A 17,762-nucleotide genomic window follows, 5' to 3' on the forward strand; every position below is an offset into this window, starting at 1 on the left:
TCGTCACTTCCAGGTACGCGCATCCCCTCGAAGCTATCGGACAACGGCGACAATCCCGAGGCGGATGACGCCTGGGGACGAACTCGCCGCCTACGTCGTCTCCGTGCCCTTCCGCCTGGTCGCCGCGCCGTCGGGGTCGTGGAACGTGCGCACCACCTGGGCGAGCGCCGTCGTGGTGAGGTCGAGGGAGCGCAGGTCGATGCGCTCGTCGTTGCCGTGGAAGAGCGTGCGGAAGCGTCCGTAGTCCCAGTCCTCGCTCAGCACGCCGAACCCGTAGGCGGGGATGCCCCGCTTCCGGTAGAAGCGACCGTCCGTCCCGCCGACCCCCAGCATGGGCAGCAGCTCGGCGTGCGGATAGGCGCGTCGCACCGCATCGCGGAGGGCACCGAAGAGCGGCGTGTCGGTCGGCGACAGCGTCGACTCCCCGAACCAGTCGCCCTCGATCTCGATGTGCTCGAGCAGATCGCCGAGCGCCTCGCGGAGGTGGCCTTCCACGTCGGCGGCCGAGACGCCGGGAAGCACCCTGATGTCGAGGAGCACGCTCGCCTCGCCGGGGATGACGTTGCTCTTGGAGCCCGCGACGACGACGTTGGGCGAGACGGTCGTATGCGTCGACGCGTGCGCGAAGCCCGCGAGACGGCCCGTGGCGGGGAGCGCGTCGAAGAAGCGGTCGGGATCGGTGAGGGCCGCCGTCGTGTCCGCGTCGAGGTCGAGCGCGTTCGCGTAGGCGCGCCACTGCGGCGTGATGACGGTGGGCGTGCGGTGGCGCGCCAGCCGGGTCAGCGCCTCCCCCGCGATGACGGCGGCGTTGCGGGCGCCCCACGGCGCCGAGCCGTGACCGGGTCTCCCGGTGATCCGCAGGCGCCTCCCCGCTCCGCCCTTCTCCCCGACCATGACGCCGATGTGGGGAAGGCCGCCCGCCGGCGCGCCTCCCGACTCGGTGAGCACGTAGTCGGCGTCGATGAGGTCGAGGCGGTGCTCCGTGAGCCAGCCGACGCCGACACGGCTGCCGTTCTCCTCGTCCGCGACGGCCGCGAAGACGATGTCGCCGCGCGGCCGGAATCCGCTCACGGCGAGATCGCGCAGGACGACGGCGTAGGCCGCCGTGAGGTTCAGCATGTCGATGGCGCCGCGCCCCCACAGCACGCCGTCGACGATCTCGCCGCCGAACGGGTCGCGCTCCCACCCCGCCGGCTCCACGGGCACGACGTCGGTGTGCCCGACGAGCGCGAGGGAGGGGGCGCGGGGATCGGTGCCCTCCAGCCGCACGATGAGCGAGGCGCGACCGGGGTGCGGCTCGACGACCACGCCCTCGAGGCCCGAGCCTTCGAGGAACCGCTGGATGGTGCGGACCTGCCGGATCTCCTGCCCGGAGTCGGGTGTGCCGTCGTTGACGGCCGCGTTGCGGATGAGCTCTTGGAGCAGGTCGGCCGTCTGCGCGCCCAGACGCGAGAGCCCGCTCATGCGACGCTCGTCGTTCCCGCCGGGCGGCGAGCGTCAGGCGCGGCGCCGGACGCCGCGCCTGCGGCGCCGCCGGGCGACCAGCCGAGCCTCGGGAGCACGGCATGCCGCACGTCGGAGAGGATCTGCCGGTACTCGTCCTCCGCGAAGGCGTAGGGGAGGGCGACGCGCAGCTCGGCGCCCGCGGCGAAGGTCGGGTCGTGCGCCAGACGCTCGACGATCTCGTCGGAGGTGCCGTGCAGATCCCGCTGGAAGACGACCTTGCGCGTGCCGTGCGACACGGGGCGCCGCGTGCGCTCCTCGCGCGACGCGGCATAGTCGGCGTAGTGCGCGCGCTGTGCCGCCGTGGCCGAGTCGGTCGGCAGGATCACCCGCTCCACGCCGATGCGCGGCGCATCCGCACCGGCGAACGCCGAGCGGTAGAGCTCGACGTGGATGTGCTGCGCCGCCTCGAAGTCGTCGGCGACCTCGCCGTCGCCGACGTTCCCCAGCAGCAGATGAAGCCCTCGCTCTGCCGCCCACCGCACGGAGCGGATGCTTCCCCCGCCGAGCCACACGCGCTCGCGGAGCCCCGGCACATGCGGCTGGATGCGGGGGATCTGCGGGCCGTAGGGGGTGGCGATGGGCTCGTCCGCCAGCGGACGCCCCTCCAGCGCCGTGAGGAACCGCCCGATGAGGGCGTAGGGATCGGTCGCCGTGTCGATGTCGGGACGGGTGAGCGGCGCGAGGAGCCCGGCGTGCGGAGCCGATGAGCTCACGCCGACGTGGACGCGCCCGCCCGAGAGGGCGTCCACCGTCGCGAAGTCCTCCGCGAGCCGGAACGGGTTCTCGTAGCCGAGCGGAACGACGTCCGTCTCGAGCGCGATGCGCGTCGTGCGCTGCGAGGCCGCCGCGAGGAACGGCAGCGCGGAGGAGACGCCGCGTTCCAGGTGCCGCTGGCGCACTCCGGCGACGTCGTAGCCGAGCCCTTCGGCGAAGGAGAACACGCGCAGCGTCTCCGCGAGGCCCGCGGCCGGGTCGTCCTCCGGGTGGTTCCCCGCGATGACGAGGCCCGCCGCCGTGACGACGCCGGTCATTCCGCGTCCTTCCACGTGCCCGCGAGCGAGTCGAGCCGCGAGTCCGCGCCGAACTGGAGGCCGTGGACGGCGAGCTGCGTGCCGATCACCGAGGTGAGCTCGTGCACCGGGATCTGGTAGTACTGGCTCGCGATGCGCTCCTGCACGTCCGCGAGCACGGCGTCGCGCTCGTCGCCCGTGACGGCGAGCTGCTCCTGCAGCAGCGCGTCCAGCTCGGGGTCGTCGATGCCCAGGCGCGTCGTGGCCGACGAGAAGGTCGTGCGCAGCACGTCGCCGTCGGCGCGGGAGAGGTTGCCCCACGACAGGTCGAAGTCGCCCGACGCCTGTCGCTCGACCACCTCGGGGACCGTGCCCGAGACGAGCTCGACGCCGATGCCGACCTGCGCGAGCTGCTGCTGGACGAGCTCGACGACGGTCTGGTTGGTCGAGTTGTTCGTGCTCCACAGGAGCAGGATCTCGAGGGGCTCGCCGTCCTTCTCCCTGACCCCGTCCGATCCCTCCTCCCAGCCGGCCTCGTCGAGCAGCGCGGCGGCGTGCTCGGGGTCGTAGGCGAAGCGCTCCGCCTGCGAGGCGTAAGCGGGCGTCGTCGAGGAGAGCGAGCTGTCGGCGACCGAGTAGAGCTCGTTGAGGGCCGTGTCGACGACGACCTGCGGGTCGATGGCGGCGGCGATGGCCTCGCGCACTGCGACATCCGACACGGCAGGCCGTGCGACGTTCACCGAAAGCCCGAACGAGAGGCCGGGGTTCACGCGGTCGACGAGCGTCAGTCCCGCGTCCTGCACCTGCGACTGGTCGGAGGGCTGCACGCCCGTGACGGCGTCGAACTGACCCGAGACGAGGCCGCCGGTGCGCACGCTCGGCTCCGGGACGACCTGGAAGGTCACCTCGTCGAGGTGGGGCGCGCCGTCGTTGCCGAACGCCTCGGGCGCCCACGCGTAGTCGTCGCGCGCGGTGAGGACGGTCTCGACGTCCTTCGTGTAGTGGTCCACCACGAAGGGCCCGGACCCGACGACGGCCGATCCGTCGGCGCGCTCCTCGTAGGCGGTGTCGAACGTCGCCGCGCCGACGATGCCGAGGGTGACCGACGCGACCGAGTTGGGGAACGCCGCGTTGGGCTTGGCGAACCGCACCTCGGCGGTGTGCTCGTCGACGACGACGGTCTCCTCGTAGCCCACGAGCAGGCTCGCGCCGTTCTGGCTGGCGGCGCCGGCGGCGACGATGTCGTCGAAGGTGCCCCGGACGACCTCGGCGGTGAGCGGCGTGCCGTCGGAGAAGGTGACGTCGTCGCGCAGGTGGAAGGTGAACGTCGTCGCGTCGTCGCTCACCTCGTAGCTCTCGGCGAGCCACGGCTCGAGCGCCTGCGTCTCGGGGTTCTGGTAGAGCAGCGAGTCGACGATCTGCCGGTTGACGTTCCACGTGTCGTTGCCCGAGCCCGTGCCGGAGGGGTTCAGCGACACCGGATCGTTGCCGATCGCGACGACGAGCTCGCCGCCGTCGACGGGCGAGCCGTCGGACGTGGCCGCGGGCGCGCTCTGCTCCTGCGCGGCGCACGACGACAGGATGAGGGCGGCGGAGGCCGCGAGGGCGAGGGCGGCCGGGAGGCGGCGGGGGATTCTCATGGGCGGGGCCTTTCGGGACGGGGGCTGGGCGGGAGGGGAGCGGGGCGCCGTCTCACGGGTGCGGTCGAGGGAGCGCCGCTTCGCGGCCGGGTATGGCGTCGAGGAGGGCGCGGGTGTAGTCGGCGGCGGGGGAGGAGAAGACCCGGCCGGTCTCGCCGTGCTCGACGATGCGGCCGCGGCGCATCACGGCGACGTCGTGCGCGATCTGCCGCACGACGGCGAGGTCGTGCGAGATGAACAGATAGCTCACCCCGAGCTCGCGCTGTATGCCGGCGAGCAGCGTCAGGATCTGATGCTGGATCGACACGTCGAGGGCCGACACCGGCTCGTCCAGCACGACGATCTCCGGAGAGATCGCGAGCGCCCGGGCGATCGCGACGCGCTGCCGCTGGCCGCCTGAGAGCTCGGCGGGCTTGCGGGGCCCTGCGGAGGCGGGCAGCGCGACGAGCTCCAGGAGCTCCGCCACGCGCGCGCCGCGTCCGGCCCGCGATCCGATCCGCAGGGCGCGCAGCGGATCGGAGATGGCCTCGGCGACCGTCAGGCGGGGGTTGAGCGAGGCGTACGGGTTCTGGTGGACGATCTGCAGCCGTCTCCGCAGGGCGCGCAGGGCGCGACCGCCGGCCCGCGTGACGTCCTCGCCGTCCACGAGCACCCGGCCCGAGGTGGCGTCGGCGAGACGGAGGGCGATGCGCGCCGTCGTGGTCTTGCCCGAGCCCGACTCCCCGACGAGCGCGAGCGTCCGGCCGCGTGCGAGGGAGAAGCTCACGTCGTCCACCGCGCGCACGTGCCCCTGCGAACCCGCGCCGCGTCGCAGCGCGAAGTCCTTCACGAGATGCTCGACGCTCAGCACGGGAGTCTCGCCCGATCCGCCGGTCGCGACGTCATCGGCCTCTCGCCCCGTCTCGTCCGGCCGGTCGACGACCTCGATGAGCGGTGCACGGCCGGCGTTGAGGCTGGGGGCGGCGGCGATGAGCCGGCGCGTGTACGGATGCTGCGGGTCGGCGAGAGTCCGGGCGGGGACGCCCTGCTCGACGTCGCGCCCCTCCGACATCACGACCACGCGGTCCGCCCGGTCGGCGGCGACGCCCAGGTCGTGGGTGATGAGCAGGAGGCTCGTGCCGAGCTCCTCCTTGAGGGTGTCGAGATGGTCGAGGATCTGCCGCTGCACCGTCACGTCGAGGGCGCTCGTCGGCTCGTCCGCGATGATGAGGGCGGGGCGTGCGACGATCGCGATGGCGATGAGGACGCGCTGGCGCATCCCGCCCGACAGCTCGTGCGGGTACTGCTGTGCGCGCAGCTCGGGCTCGGTCAGGCCGGCCCTCGCGAGGGCGTCCACGGCACGGTGCGCGGCGTTCTTGCGGTCGGCGAGGCCGTGCAGGCGAAGGACCTCGGCCACCTGCTCGCCGATGCGCATCACGGGGTTGAGGCTCACGGTCGGGTCCTGCGGCACGTGTCCGATGAGGCGCCCGCGCACGCTGCGCAGCTCGGCGGAGGAGGCCGCGACGAGGTCCCGCCCGAGGAAGTGCGCCGTGCCGCCGGTGATGCGGGCGTTGCCGGGCAGCAGGCGGATGAGGGCGTGGGCGGTCGTCGACTTGCCCGACCCCGACTCGCCGACGACCGCGACCGTCTCGCCCTGCCCGATCTCGAACGACGTGCCGGTCACCGCGTCGACGGTGCCGGCGGCCGTGTCGTAGGCGACGCCGAGGCCTTCGACGCGCAGCACGGGCTCGCCGGGGCGCCGGTCGGTCTCGAAGGGGGGACGACGGCTCATCGGACGGCCTCGCTCTCGCGGTCGAGCGCACGCGACAGGCGGTTCGCGGCCAGCACGGTGAGCGCGATCGCGACGCCCGGCAGGGTGGTGAGCCACCAGGCGCCGCGCAGGAAGTCGCGGCCTCCCGCGACGAGCGCGCCCCATTCGGGGTCGGGCGGCTGCGCCCCGTATCCGAGGAAGCTCAGGGCGGACACCGCGAGGATCGCGCCGCCGAGCTCGAGCACGGCGAGCACGATCACGGGGCCGGTCGAGTTCGGCAGCACGTGGCGCGCGAGCACGCGCAGCCAGGTGTTGCCCGCCGCGCGCGCCGCCTCGACGTACACCGAGGAGCGCACGCGCAGGACCTCCGACCGCATGATGCGCGCCACCGAGGCGATGCTGCCGATGCCGACGGCGATGGCGACGTTCACGGTGCCGAACCCCAGTGCGGTGATGATCGCGAGCGACAGCAGCAGGCTCGGGATGGCGAGCAGCACGTCCGCGACGCGCATGACGAGACTGTCGAGCCATCCGCCGACGAAACCCGCGACGAGACCGAGGACCGAGCCGGCGACGAGCCCGACCGCCACCGCGAGGCTCGCCGCGGACAGGGTGAGGCCCGCGCCGTGGACGACGCGCGTGTAGAGGTCGCGACCGAGCTGGTCGGTGCCGAGGGGATGCCCCCACCCCGGCGGGAGGAGGTTGTCTGACGGGACGCCGTCGAGGGGGTTCCCGGGCGCGAGCAGGGTCGGCCAGACCGCCGCGACGAGCACGACGAGGAGCCAGAGCCCGGAGAGGACGACGGTCGGCCGGCGCAGCACCCGTCGGAGCCGGCTCGTCCGCCGTGGGCCGAGGCGGCCGCGCACCGCATCGTCGAACCGGTCGGGTGCCGTCGCGCCGAAGTCGTCGTGCCGGGCGCCGTCCGCATCGCGGCGTGCGGCGAGAGCGGCGGTCTCGCTCATCGTTCCCCCTCCGACGGGTCGTTGCGCGAGGCGACGGCCACGGCGCCGGCCGGGGTGTCCGTCCTCTCCTCGTCGGTCTTCCGCTCGGGGGCGCCCGCACGGCGCCGCGCGCCGGGGAGGAGCACGATCCGCGGGTCGATCAGCGGGTAGACGAGGTCGACGACGAGGTTCGCCAGCACGAAGACGGCCGCGGCGAAGAGCACGACCCCCTGCACGAGCGGGATGTCCTGCTGCTGCACGGCGCCCGCCGTCACGCGGCCGATGCCGGGCCGGGAGAACACCGTCTCGGTCACCACCGTGCCCGAGAGCAGCTGGCCCACGATGAGGCCCGTCACGGTGAGCGCGGGGAGGGCGGCGTTGCGGAGGGCGTGGCGCAGATGCACCGTGGCCCGTCCGGCGCCCTTCGCCCACGCCGTGTCGATGTACGGCTCACGGAGCGTCGCGGCGAGGCTCTTCGACAGCAGCTGGGCGATCGTCGCCCCCGTCGGCAGCGCGAGCGTGACGGCAGGCAGGACGAGCGACGCGAGGCCGCGGTCGCCCGCCGCGGGGAACAGCGGCAGCCGGAACGAGAACCACTGGATGAGCATGAGGCCGAACCAGAAGCCCGGGATGGCGATTCCGAGCGGGGGCAGCGCCTGCAGGACGGTGCCGATCCAGCGCGCCCGCGTGTAGGTGGAGAGGGCGGCGACGCCCGTCCCGAAGACGACCGCGAGCACGAGCGCGAGGAGGGAGATCTGCAGGGTGGGCGGCAGCGCCTCGCCCAGGACGTCGGTGACGGGCCGCCCCATCGTGATCGACGTTCCCAGATCGCCGCGCAGGGCCGACCACAGCTGACCGAGGTATTGCACGATGAGGGGCCGGTCGAGTCCGTACCGGGTGCGCAACGCGTCGATCTGCTCCGGGCTGACGTCGTTCGCGTCGCTGCCGACGAGCAGCAGCACGGGATCGGACGGCAGGGCGTAGAGCACGAGGAACGACACCGTGTAGGCGGCCCACAGCACGCCGACCGCCTGCAGCAGGCGCATGAGCACGTAGCGCAGCACGTCTCCCCTTCGGGTCGGGTCGGGTCGGGGACGAGAGTCCCGATGGGCCAGGTTGACACCCGCGGCTCGTCGCGCCCGCCGCCCGTGTCACCGGGGGTCACGCGGCGACACGGGCTGTCACGCGGCGACACGGGGGGTCATGCGGCGACGGGTCATGTGGCGACGTGGCGCGCGACACGACGGCGCGCGCGGACACGACGCAGGAGTTCCGGTGCCCTGAGCCGGTGTGCTCCTCGACGTTCTGCGGGCCGGCGTCGTGGCCGCCGGTGGATGTCCTGCGCTGTGTCGGCGGGATGCCCGCCGCAGGCGGTGCTCAGCCGACGGCGACGGGTGCGCCCACGCCGAGGGCGACGGCGAGGGCGCCGGCGATGCGGTCGGTGACCCGCAGCGACAGCGAGTCGGCGTCGGGCCGCGTGAACGCTCCGCCGTCGGTGCCCGAGGTGAAGGGCCCGATGCCGAAGAGCGTCGCGTGTGCGGTGCCGTCGGGGCGGACGATGCGCCCCTCGACGTCGGTGACGATGCGGCCGAGCGAGCCGGAGAACGTCTCGTCGGCGACGTGCAGCTCGGTGCCCGTCTCCTCGGCGAGCTCGCGCAGAGCGGGGTTGTCGCTCTCGGCCGCGCTCGGCGCGGGCAGCCAGGCGTCCACGAGGGCGGGGGCGACGATCTCGCCGGGAGCGTGCGGGCTCGATGCGACGAAGCCGCGCCCGGGCTCGACCCGCACCGCGGCGTCGTGGCCGAGGAACCGGACGATGCCCGCGTCGGCGAGGGCGAGCAGTTCCTCCAGCCGGTGCGCCGGCGGACCGCTCGCGACGTAGCTGAAGAACGTCTGCCAGCGCGTCTGCAGCGAGACGGCGCGCGAGCGGGCGTTCCACCGATCGGCCGGGACCTCGGCGAGCGCCACGAACGACAGCAGCGCGGCGACGAACACGCCCTGCGCGGCGCTGTGGTCGGGAGAGGTGCGCAGCGCGAGGTCCTCCCGGATGTGCGCGTACACGCGGTGATGCAGGGCCTCGGCGGAGGGGAAGTCCTCGCCGGCGAGGGGGGTGTCGAGGCTCTGCACGTCGAAGCGGTCGCGGGGGTCCGGGACGACGTCCGCGATGCCGGCGAGCAGGTCGGGATCGTCCCACGCGTGCGAGCGCAGCGTCTCTCGGAACTCCGGCCACGTGCCGCGCACGCGCTCGGGGTACCCCGTGAAGAGCTCGCGGTAGTGGCCGTGCAGCAGCTCGGAGGCGATGAGCGGCCACGCGTCGCGCGCGAAGTCGAGCGCGGCGGGGCGGGCGAGCAGGTCCGCGATCGCCTCGGGGGTGAGCACCTCGCGCACCGGAGCCTCGCCGCGGATGGCGGACGAGACCTTCGAGCGGTAGGGGACCCCGCGGCGGGAGCCGATGTGCAGGTGCGGCTCGCGCCCGGACGCCGCGTAGCGCAGCGCGCCGTCCTCCTCCCGGATGAATCGTCCTCCCCGGCCCTCCGTGAGCAGCACCACGAGGTCGACGGCGGCCAGTCCCATCCCGCGCACGACGACATCCGCGCCCGCCTCGAGCACGTCGAGGTCGGCGTCCGCCGTGAACGACGGGGGCACGTACACGAGTCCCGCGTCGGAGGAGGCGTCGACGAGGGCCTGCGAGGCGTCGTCCGGACGCCGCCCGTTGTGGCCGAGCGCGTAGACGACCACATCGGCGGCGATCTGCGTCCCGTCGTCGAGCGCGACGACGTGCGTGCCGTCCGCGTCGTCCTGCACGGTCGTCACGAGGCCGCGGCGGACGGACACGTCGACCCCCTCCGGCGCGCTCGCGATCGTGCGCCGCAGGAACCAGTCGAGGTAGTGGCTGTGCAGCCGCCGGGTGGGGAAGCCGTCGCCGCGCAGCGCCCGCGCCTCGTCGACGACCGACGCGTCGAGCTCCACGTCGGGCAGGGCGCCGTCGCGCCAGAGCTCCGCCCACCGGATGAGCGAGGGGCCGGGCTCGACGGGGCCGTCGATGCGGCACGAGTCGTCGGTGAAGACCGTGACGTCCCGCGCCATGGAGTTGAGCTTCAGCAGCGGGGACTGCGCGTGCCGCCAGATCCGTCCGCCTCCCGCGGGATGCGGGTCGACGAGCACGACGTCGAGGCGCTCGCGCTCGCCGAGCCGGGCGAGCAGCCGCTCGAGCAGCATCGCCGCCCGCGGACCCGCGCCGGCGAAGACGACGCGCGGGGTCGTCACCGCGCTCCTGCCGGCACGTCGCCCCGGACGGGCGAGGGCAGGCCGAGGAGGTCGCGGAGCGTCGCGCCCTCCTCGTAGCCGGAACGGTAGGAGCCGCGCTCCTGCAGCAGCGGGATGACGCGCTCGGCGAACTCGTCGAGCCCGTGCGGCGTGAGGTGTCCGACGACCGTGAATCCATCGGTCGCGCGCTCCTGGACGTAGCGGTCGATCTCGGAGGCGATGTGCCCGGGCGTGCCGACGAACGTGTGCTGCGCCGTGAGACGGATGACGAGCTCGCGGACGGAGAGGCGGTCGGCCTCGGCGATGCCGCGCAGCCTGTCGACGCGCGCACGGACGGCGGCGTGCCGGTTCGCCCATCCGTGGGTCAGCTCCGAGCCGGTGTCGGGCTCGACGTCGGGCAGCGGGCCGTCGGCGTCGTAGCCGCTGAGGTCGCGGTTCCAGATCTGCTCGAGGTAGGCGATGGCCGTCTCCGGCCGCACCTGCTGCAGCGCGATCTCGCGCGAGCGCTCACGCGCCTCCTCGGCCGTGTCGCCGATCGCGAAGGTCGCCGCCGGGAGGATCTTGAGCGACTCCTCCGTGCGACCGCGCTCGGCGAGCCGACCCTTGACGTCGCGGTAGAAGTCCTGCGCGTCGGCGAACTCCGCGTGCAGCGAGAAGATGACCTCCGCGTGCTCCGCGCCGAAGGAGCGGCCGTCGGCGGAGTCGCCCGCCTGCACGATGACGGGCCGGCCCTGGGGCGAGCGCGGCACGTCGAAGAGCGCGTCGACGTCGAACTGCGCGCCCGTGTGGCGCACACGCGACGGCGTCCCCTCGTCGAGGAAGACGCCCGAGGCGGGGTCTGCGCGCGGGCCCTCGTCGGGCCAGGAGTCCCACAGCCTCTTCGCGAGCGCCGCGAACTCCCCGGCCCGCTCGTAGCGGTCGGCGTGGTCGAGGTAGCCGCCGCGGCGGAAGTTCGCGCCGTGGAACGCGTCGGAGCTCGTCACGGCGTTCCATCCGGCGCGCCCGCCCGACAGATGGTCGAGCGTCGCGAGCTGGCGGGCGAGCTCGTACGGCTCGTTGAACGTCGTCGACAGCGTGCCGACCAGCCCGACGTGCTCGGTCACGGCGGCGAGGCCCGCGAGGACGGCGAGGGTGTTCGGGCGTCCCAGCACGTCGAGCTCGTGCACGCGGCCCTTGTGCTCCCGCAGCCGGAGCCCCTCGGCGAGGAAGACGTAGTCGAAGAGCCCGCGTTCGGCGTTGCGGGCGAAGTGCTCGAACGACGCGAAGTCGATCTGGCTGCCCGACGACGGGTCCGTCCACACGGTCGTGCTGTTCACCCCGGGGAAGTGCGCGGCGAGGTGCACCTGGCGGAGGGGGCGGCTCACGACAGGGCCTTCTCTCGTGCATAGCGGCTCTCGGGGCGCGGCAGGCCGAGTCGTCCGCGCAGGGTGTCGGCGGCGGCGTCGAGCAGCGCGTCCGCGGCGTTCAGGCGCGGGACGACCCGCTCGGCGATCGCGAGGAGGTCGCGGGGCAGGCGGGCGGGGCGCAGGCGGACGCCGTCGACGCCGGCCGCCGCGAGGGCGCGGATCTCCTCGACGACGTCGTCGGGCGTGCCCGCGACGATGCGCGCGTCGGAGGCGAGCGGCGCTCCCGCGAGCGCGTCGAGACGGGCCTTCGCGGCCCGAGCCTCCGACCTGCTCTCCTCGACGAGGACGAGAAGGTCGGCGAAGACGCGCAGCGGCGTGCCCGCGGCGCGCGGGGCGGCGTCGAGCTCGGTCCGGATCCCGGCCGCGTCTGCGGCCGAGCGCGGCGTGACGAAGACGACGTCGGCGTGCTCGGCGGCGAAGCGGTACGGCACGCTCTGGTGCGCGAGCGCCGTGACGATCGGCCTCCCCTGCGGCGACCGGGGCACGATGGATGCTCCCGTCACCGAGAAGAACTCGCCCTCGAAGTCGATGCGGTGCACGCGGTCGGCGTCGAGGTAGCGGCCGGTCGCGACGTCGCGGACGATCGCGTCGTCCTGCCACGAGTCCCAGAGCCGCCCGAGGACGTCCGCGAACTCGCCCGCCTCCCGGAACGCGGCGAGCACCTCGGGGGAGTCCTCGACGCGGCCGGATGCCGGCAGGCCGGAGATCGCGTCGGACCGGCGGCCGAAGTTCGCGACCTCCGCCGGCGGTGCGCCGACCACGAGGCGCACACCAGCGCGGCCGCGGCTGGCGTGGTCGAGGGTCTGGACGCCCGTCGCGACGTGGAACGGCTCCGGATGCGCCGTCGTGACGGTGGGGATGAGCCCGATGCGGCGGGTCAGCGGCGCGGCGAACGACGCGACGAGCACGGCGTCGAGGCGTCCGCCGACGTGGCCCGGAGCCGGCTCGGCCTCGCCGCGCACGGGCAGGGAGAGCGCGTCCTCGACGGTCGCGAACGCGATCGCCGCGTCGTCCGCCGTGCGCAGCAGCTCCCGCCAGTACGCGGGGCTCACGAGCTCGCGCGGCCTCGCCGACGGATCGCGCCAGGCCGCGGGATGCCATCCCGCCCCCTCGAGTGCGACCGCGACATGCACCTGCTCCGGCACGGCTCCTCCCCTTCTCGTGCGGCCCTTCTCGTGCGGCTCTTCTCGTGCGGAGTCGCGGCATGACGGCACCGGAACCACTGTCGCGCCGCGGGTCGTGCCGCTCAAAGCGCGCTGTCACGAATCGACTCGGAACGTCACGAAGGGACGCGGTCGTCCGGTCCGGCGTCGGATATGACGTTCCGCGACGCCACATTGCGTCACATTCCCGTCCGCGCCGATTCGAGACGACCGATTCCCGATCATGATGTCTCCCATGTCGCACCTCATCTCCCCCGACGAACTGCACGCGCGACTCGCCGACGGCGCGCCCGTGACGCTCCTCGACGTGCGGTGGAGGCTCGATCTGCCGGAGGGCCGGCCCGAGTACGTCTCGGGGCACCTCCCGGGAGCCGTCTACGTCGACCTCGAGGCCGAGCTGTCGCGCCGGGGGCATCCGGAGGACGGACGGCATCCCCTCCCGCTGCACGCCGACCTGCAGCGGGCGGTGACCCGGTGGGGGGTCGACGAGGGCGACCTCGTCGTCGTGTACGACGACAACGACAGCGTCGCGGCGGCGCGCGCGTGGTGGCTGCTGCGCCGTTCGGGGCTGCACGTGTGCGTCCTCGACGGCGGTCTGCGGGGATGGATCGCCGCGGGCCATCTGCTCCGGGCGGGCGACGTCGCCCCGCGTGCGGGCACCGCCGCGCTGCGCGAGGAGGACCCGGGGGACCTCTCGATCGAGGAGGCCGCCGCCTTCCCGACGCAGGGGGTGCTCATCGACGTGCGCACGCCGGAGCGCTACCGCGGCACGTCCGCGGGGTACGACCCCGCGGCCGGGCACATCCCCGGGGCGGTCAACCTGCCGGCCGTCACGCACATCGCCGCCGACGGCCGGCTGCGCGACGGCGAGGAGGTCCGCCGTGCGTTCGCGCGCGTGGGCGCGACCGAGGACACCCCGATCGCGCTCTACTGCGCCTCCGGCATCGCCTCCGCGCACAGCGCGCTCGCGCTGGCCGTGGCCGGGCTCGACGCGAAGGTCTTCTCCGGGTCGTGGAGTCGCTGGACGCAGAGCGCCGGCCGGCCGGTCGCCGTCGGCGCGAGTCCCGCCGAGCGCGTCTTCGGGCACTGAGGCCGCCGTCCCGGGGTCGCGTCACGGCTCGCCGGTAGGATGGCACGGGAGAGCGCCGCGGCAGACGCACGCCTCCGCCGGGGGCCGTACCGGGCATCCGGGCACACCGACCCATCAGGGGGTATTCCATGCCGGGCATCGTGATCGTGGGCGTTCAGTGGGGCGACGAGGGCAAGGGCAAGGCCACCGATCTGCTCGGCGACCGCACCGACTGGGTCGTCAAGTTCAACGGCGGCAACAACGCCGGCCACACGGTCGTCGTCGGCGACGAGAAGTACGCCCTCCACCTGCTGCCCTCCGGCATCCTCAGCCCCGGCGTGAACCCCGTCATCGGCAACGGCGTCGTCGTCGACCTCGAGGTGCTCTTCGCGGAGCTCGACGCCCTCGCGGCGCGCGGCATCGACGTCTCGAAGCTCCGTGTGAGCGCCAACGCGCACATCATCACGCAGTACCACCGCACGCTCGACAAGGTCACCGAGCGCTTCCTCGGCAAGCGCCAGATCGGCACGACGGGCCGCGGCATCGGCCCCGCCTACGCCGACAAGATCAACCGCGTCGGCATCCGCGCGCAGGATCTCTTCGACGAGAGCATCCTGCGCCAGAAGGTCGAGGGTGCCCTCGAGCAGAAGAACCAGCTGCTCGTGAAGGTGTTCAACCGCCGCGGGACGACGGTGGACGAGATCGTGGACGACCTGCTCGTGTACGCCGACCGGCTGAAGCCCATGGTGTGCGACACCGGGCTGCTCCTGGACAAGGCGCTCGACGCCGGCGAGGTCGTCGTGTTCGAGGGCGGCCAGGCGACCATGCTCGACGTCGACCACGGCACGTACCCGTTCGTCACGTCGTCCTCGGCGACGGCGGGCGGGGCGGCGACCGGCTCCGGGGTCGGCCCCCGCCGCCTCGACCGCGTCGTCGGCATCGTCAAGGCGTACACGACGCGCGTGGGCGCGGGGCCCTTCCCGACCGAGCTCTTCGACGAGCAGGGGGACTGGCTGCGCGCACGGGGCTTCGAGTTCGGCACGACGACGGGTCGTCCGCGCCGCGTGGGATGGTACGACGCGCCCATCACGCGCTATGCGACCCGGGTGAACGGCATCACCGACCTGGTGCTCACGAAGCTCGACATCCTCACGGGCCTCGAGCAGGTTCCGGTCTGCGTCGCCTACGACGTGGGCGGCGAGCGCTTCGACGAGGTGCCCGTCAACCAGAGCGACTTCCACCACGCCACGCCCGTGCTGGAGCACTTCCCCGGCTGGAGCGAGGACATCTCCCGCGCCCGGACGTTCGAGGACCTCCCGAAGAACGCGCAGGACTACGTGCTCGCACTCGAGGAGATGAGCGGCACGCGCATCTCGGTCATCGGCGTGGGGCCGGGCCGCGACGCCGTGATCGTCCGCCACGACCTGGTCTGACGCGCCGCGCGACGGGGAGGAAGCCATGAGGTTCTGGGTCGGCGGATGGGGTCCTGCGCAGGGCGGGGAGTCGGAGGGCGTCTCGCTCGTCACGGCGGGCGAGGCCGAGTCCCCGCTGGCGGGAGGCGTGCTCGCCGATCGCGGGCTCGCGGCGCCGACGGAGTCGGCGTCATGGCTCGCCGCGCATCCGGCGCACGACGTCGTCTATGCGGCGCTCGAGGCGGACGGCCGGCTGACGGCGTTCTCCCGGACGGGGGAGGCGTCCCTCGCGCCGCTCGGCGAGACGATCGAAGCAGGAGCCGCGGTCTGCCATATCGCGGTCGCGGCGGACGGCTCGCACCTCATCGCGTCGTGCTGGGGCGACGGACGCGTCGTGCACGTGCCGCTCCGCTCCGACGGCTCGCTCGGGAACCCCGCGCTCGGCGATGCCGCGGCCGACCCGTACGCGGCGGCCCCCGAGCCGGACCTCGGCGACGCCCTCGCGGGCGAGGGCGAGGTCGACGTCCGCGATCTGCTGGGCCGGGGTGCGGAGCCGGCCGACATCGCCGCGCTCCTCGCCGACGCGGGCGGGGCGTCCGCCCCGTCCGACTGGTCGGGTGCCATGGACCTCCGTGCGCTCGTCGACGGCGACGCCGATCCCGCCGTTCTCGCCGCCCTGCTCGCGGGCGGCGACGGCGGCTCCGCCGAGGCTGATCTCCGTGCCCTCCTCGGGCAGGTGAAGGGCGACCCCTTCGACGACCCCGCCGTGCGCGGCATCCTCGACGCGGCGAGACGGCCGTCCGACATCGGCGACGTCCTGCGCGAGGCCGCGCCGAGCGCGCCCGCCGAGCCCCGGCCGTCCCGAGCGCACTCGGCGGCGTTCCTCCCCGGAGGACGCGTCGCGACGACCGATCTCGGCCTCGACCTCGTGCGCATCTGGCGGACGTCGGCGCGCGGGCTCGTCCTCGACCACGAGGTCGTGCTGCCGTTCGGCACGGGCCCGCGCCACACCGTGCGGCATCCGAGCGGTTTCCTCTACGTGCTGACGGAGTTCTCCGGGGAGGTCTTCGTCCTCGCGCAGGGCCCCGACGGTCGTTGGGCTCTGCGAGGCGGCATGCGGGCTTCGGGCGCCTCGCTCGACGGCGACACGGGCGCCGAGCTCGCCCGGTCACGGGACGGCGAGTTCCTCTACGCGGGTCTGCGAGGCAGCGACACGATCGCCGTGCTCCGCGTGCGCGGCGACGGCGGGACGCTGGACGGGGTCGCGCTCGTCGAGGCGGGAGCCGCCGTCCCGCGCCATCACGTCGTCGGGCGCGACGCCCTGCTCGTGGCCGGACAGGGCTCGGACGAGATCGTCTCGCTGCCGCTCGACGCCCGGACGGGGGTGCCCGCGCGCCCGCGGCACCGTCTGGCCGTCCCGACCCCCACGCACCTCCTCCCGACGCGCTGAGAGAAGAGCCGGCCGTCTCAGACCTTCGCGTCCTGGCGCGGGATGAGCAGCTCCTTGAGGACGAGCAGGATCGACGCGGTGACGGGGATGGCGATGAGCGCGCCGAGCAGTCCGAGGAGCGTGCCGCCGACGAGGGCGCCGATCACCACGAGGGATCCGGGGACCGAGATGGCGCGGTTCATCACGCGCGGCGTCAGGAGATATGCCTCCAGCTGCATGTATACGAGGTAGGCGATCGCGAAGATCAGCGCCGACACGGGGCTCGTGAAGAGGGCGAGCGTCGACGCGATCGCCCAGAACAGCACCGAGCCGACGAGCGGGATGAGCGTGATGCAGAACGCCGTCACGGCCATCAGCTGCGGGAAGGGAAGCCCGAGGATCAGGTGCATCACGAAGGCGAACACCGCGTTGACGAAGGCGAGGACGATCATGCCGCCGAGGTAGGTTCCGACCGATGACGTGATCTTCTCCGTCAGGTCTGCGATCGTCGGCCGGTTCCGCGCCGGTGCGAGTCGCGTGAGCGAGGTCTTCATCGCCGGGAGCGTGGCGAGGAAGTACAGGCTCAGCACGATGACGATGACGACGCCCGTGACCGCGGTCGCGATCGTCGTCCCCACCTGCAGCACGCCGCCGCCGATCGCGGCGATGTTGGCCGGGTCGGCGAGGAAGGTCTGCGCGTCCTGGAGGATCGTGCCCACCTGGTCGCCGAAGGCGTCCTCGACCCAGAGGTACAGATCGGACGACTGGAGGTCGGCGAAGAGGGACGGGATGTCGCCGACGAACTGCGAGATCTGCCGCACCACGGTCGGGATGATGAGCAGCAGGACGCCGGCCAGCGCGCCGAGGAAGGCGACGCAGACGATGACGATGGACCAGGCGCGCGCGAGCCCGCGCTCCTGGATCCAGCGGACCGCGGGGTCGAGGCCGAGGGAGATGAAGAGTGCGAAGGCGATGTAGACGAGGATCGTGGACAGGCTCGAGATCGCGCTGCCCGCCGCGATCGCCGCGAGCCCGCCGAGCGTCAGGAGGAATCCGGCGCCGAAGGGCTGACGCAGGAACGCCCAGAACGTGCGCGACGGCGGCGGTTCCGCGACCGTCGGGGCGGGGTCGATCGAGTCGGCTGAGCTCATCCCGTCACTCTAGGGGCTCTC

At 73.6% G+C, this 17,762-nt stretch carries 13 protein-coding genes; 3 read left to right on the top strand and 10 right to left on the bottom strand.

The genetic code is table 11. The features are described 5' to 3' along the window. Positions 1 to 90 precede the first annotated feature (90 nt). From N8K70_RS00550 to N8K70_RS00590, 9 genes are all read right to left on the bottom strand, one after another. On the bottom strand, positions 91 to 1,464 hold the full coding sequence (locus N8K70_RS00550; RefSeq protein WP_317139661.1) for a M20/M25/M40 family metallo-hydrolase: 1,374 nt from the start codon (positions 1,462 to 1,464) through the stop codon (positions 91 to 93). Then, complete coding sequence (locus N8K70_RS00555; protein ID WP_317139662.1) at positions 1,461 to 2,537, bottom strand: LLM class flavin-dependent oxidoreductase; 1,077 nt, start codon at positions 2,535 to 2,537, stop codon at positions 1,461 to 1,463. Before N8K70_RS00555 ends, N8K70_RS00550 begins: the two co-directional genes overlap by 4 nt. Beyond that, a complete protein-coding gene (locus N8K70_RS00560; protein ID WP_317139663.1) occupies positions 2,534 to 4,156 on the bottom strand; it encodes an ABC transporter substrate-binding protein in 1,623 nt (540 codons plus the stop codon). The genes N8K70_RS00555 and N8K70_RS00560 overlap by 4 nt, the downstream gene beginning before the upstream one ends. Positions 4,157 to 4,208: 52 nt before the next feature. Beyond that, entirely contained in the window at positions 4,209 to 5,927 is a 1,719-nt protein-coding gene (locus N8K70_RS00565) for an ABC transporter ATP-binding protein (RefSeq protein WP_317139664.1), read from the bottom strand. Continuing rightward, on the bottom strand, positions 5,924 to 6,868 hold the full coding sequence (locus tag N8K70_RS00570) for an ABC transporter permease (RefSeq protein WP_317139665.1): 945 nt from the start codon (positions 6,866 to 6,868) through the stop codon (positions 5,924 to 5,926). The genes N8K70_RS00565 and N8K70_RS00570 overlap by 4 nt, the downstream gene beginning before the upstream one ends. Next, positions 6,865 to 7,911 carry an ABC transporter permease gene (locus tag N8K70_RS00575; protein ID WP_317139666.1) on the bottom strand — a complete coding sequence of 349 codons (1,047 nt, stop codon included), beginning with the start codon at positions 7,909 to 7,911 and terminating at the stop codon, positions 6,865 to 6,867. The genes N8K70_RS00570 and N8K70_RS00575 overlap by 4 nt, the downstream gene beginning before the upstream one ends. A 313-nt stretch (positions 7,912 to 8,224) precedes the next feature. Then, on the bottom strand, positions 8,225 to 10,111 hold the full coding sequence (locus tag N8K70_RS00580) for an FAD/NAD(P)-binding protein (RefSeq protein WP_317139667.1): 1,887 nt from the start codon (positions 10,109 to 10,111) through the stop codon (positions 8,225 to 8,227). Beyond that, positions 10,108 to 11,475 (bottom strand): NtaA/DmoA family FMN-dependent monooxygenase, encoded by a 1,368-nt coding sequence (locus N8K70_RS00585; RefSeq protein ID WP_317139668.1) that lies wholly within the window; start codon positions 11,473 to 11,475, stop codon positions 10,108 to 10,110. The genes N8K70_RS00580 and N8K70_RS00585 overlap by 4 nt, the downstream gene beginning before the upstream one ends. After that, a complete protein-coding gene (locus N8K70_RS00590; protein ID WP_317139669.1) occupies positions 11,472 to 12,662 on the bottom strand; it encodes an LLM class flavin-dependent oxidoreductase in 1,191 nt (396 codons plus the stop codon). Before N8K70_RS00590 ends, N8K70_RS00585 begins: the two co-directional genes overlap by 4 nt. A gap of 253 nt (positions 12,663 to 12,915) precedes the next feature. On the opposite strand from N8K70_RS00590, the gene N8K70_RS00595 reads away from it, so the two are divergent. The 3 genes from N8K70_RS00595 to N8K70_RS00605 all read left to right on the top strand — a co-directional run bounded on the left by N8K70_RS00595 (position 12,916) and on the right by N8K70_RS00605 (position 16,611). Continuing rightward, positions 12,916 to 13,770, top strand: a complete 855-nt coding sequence (locus tag N8K70_RS00595; protein ID WP_317139670.1) for a sulfurtransferase — start codon at positions 12,916 to 12,918, stop codon at positions 13,768 to 13,770. A 128-nt stretch (positions 13,771 to 13,898) separates the two neighbouring features. Further along, the gene (locus N8K70_RS00600) at positions 13,899 to 15,182 is read left to right on the top strand and encodes an adenylosuccinate synthase (protein ID WP_317139671.1); all 1,284 of its coding nucleotides are present in this window, start codon (positions 13,899 to 13,901) and stop codon (positions 15,180 to 15,182) included. Between the two features lie 25 nt (positions 15,183 to 15,207). Further along, entirely contained in the window at positions 15,208 to 16,611 is a 1,404-nt protein-coding gene (locus N8K70_RS00605; RefSeq protein WP_317139672.1) for a lactonase family protein, read from the top strand. Positions 16,612 to 16,628: 17 nt separating this feature from the next. Here N8K70_RS00605 and N8K70_RS00610 read toward each other — a convergent pair whose 3' ends face one another. After that, positions 16,629 to 17,741, bottom strand: a complete 1,113-nt coding sequence (locus N8K70_RS00610) for an AI-2E family transporter (protein WP_317139673.1) — start codon at positions 17,739 to 17,741, stop codon at positions 16,629 to 16,631. Between the last annotated feature and the right edge of the window lie 21 nt (positions 17,742 to 17,762).

It is taken from the genome of Microbacterium sp. AB (genome assembly GCF_032878875.1).
GTDB lineage: Bacteria > Actinomycetota > Actinomycetes > Actinomycetales > Microbacteriaceae > Microbacterium > Microbacterium betulae.

Coding starts and splice junctions, on each gene's coding strand:
- N8K70_RS00550 (WP_317139661.1), bottom strand. CDS start 1,464: ATGAGCGGGCTCTCGCGTCTGGGCGCGCAGACGGCCGACCTGCTCCAA.
- N8K70_RS00555 (WP_317139662.1), bottom strand. CDS start 2,537: ATGACCGGCGTCGTCACGGCGGCGGGCCTCGTCATCGCGGGGAACCAC.
- N8K70_RS00560 (WP_317139663.1), bottom strand. CDS start 4,156: ATGAGAATCCCCCGCCGCCTCCCGGCCGCCCTCGCCCTCGCGGCCTCC.
- N8K70_RS00565 (WP_317139664.1), bottom strand. CDS start 5,927: ATGAGCCGTCGTCCCCCCTTCGAGACCGACCGGCGCCCCGGCGAGCCC.
- N8K70_RS00570 (WP_317139665.1), bottom strand. CDS start 6,868: ATGAGCGAGACCGCCGCTCTCGCCGCACGCCGCGATGCGGACGGCGCC.
- N8K70_RS00595 (WP_317139670.1), top strand. CDS start 12,916: ATGTCGCACCTCATCTCCCCCGACGAACTGCACGCGCGACTCGCCGAC.
- N8K70_RS00600 (WP_317139671.1), top strand. CDS start 13,899: ATGCCGGGCATCGTGATCGTGGGCGTTCAGTGGGGCGACGAGGGCAAG.
- N8K70_RS00605 (WP_317139672.1), top strand. CDS start 15,208: ATGAGGTTCTGGGTCGGCGGATGGGGTCCTGCGCAGGGCGGGGAGTCG.
- N8K70_RS00610 (WP_317139673.1), bottom strand. CDS start 17,741: ATGAGCTCAGCCGACTCGATCGACCCCGCCCCGACGGTCGCGGAACCG.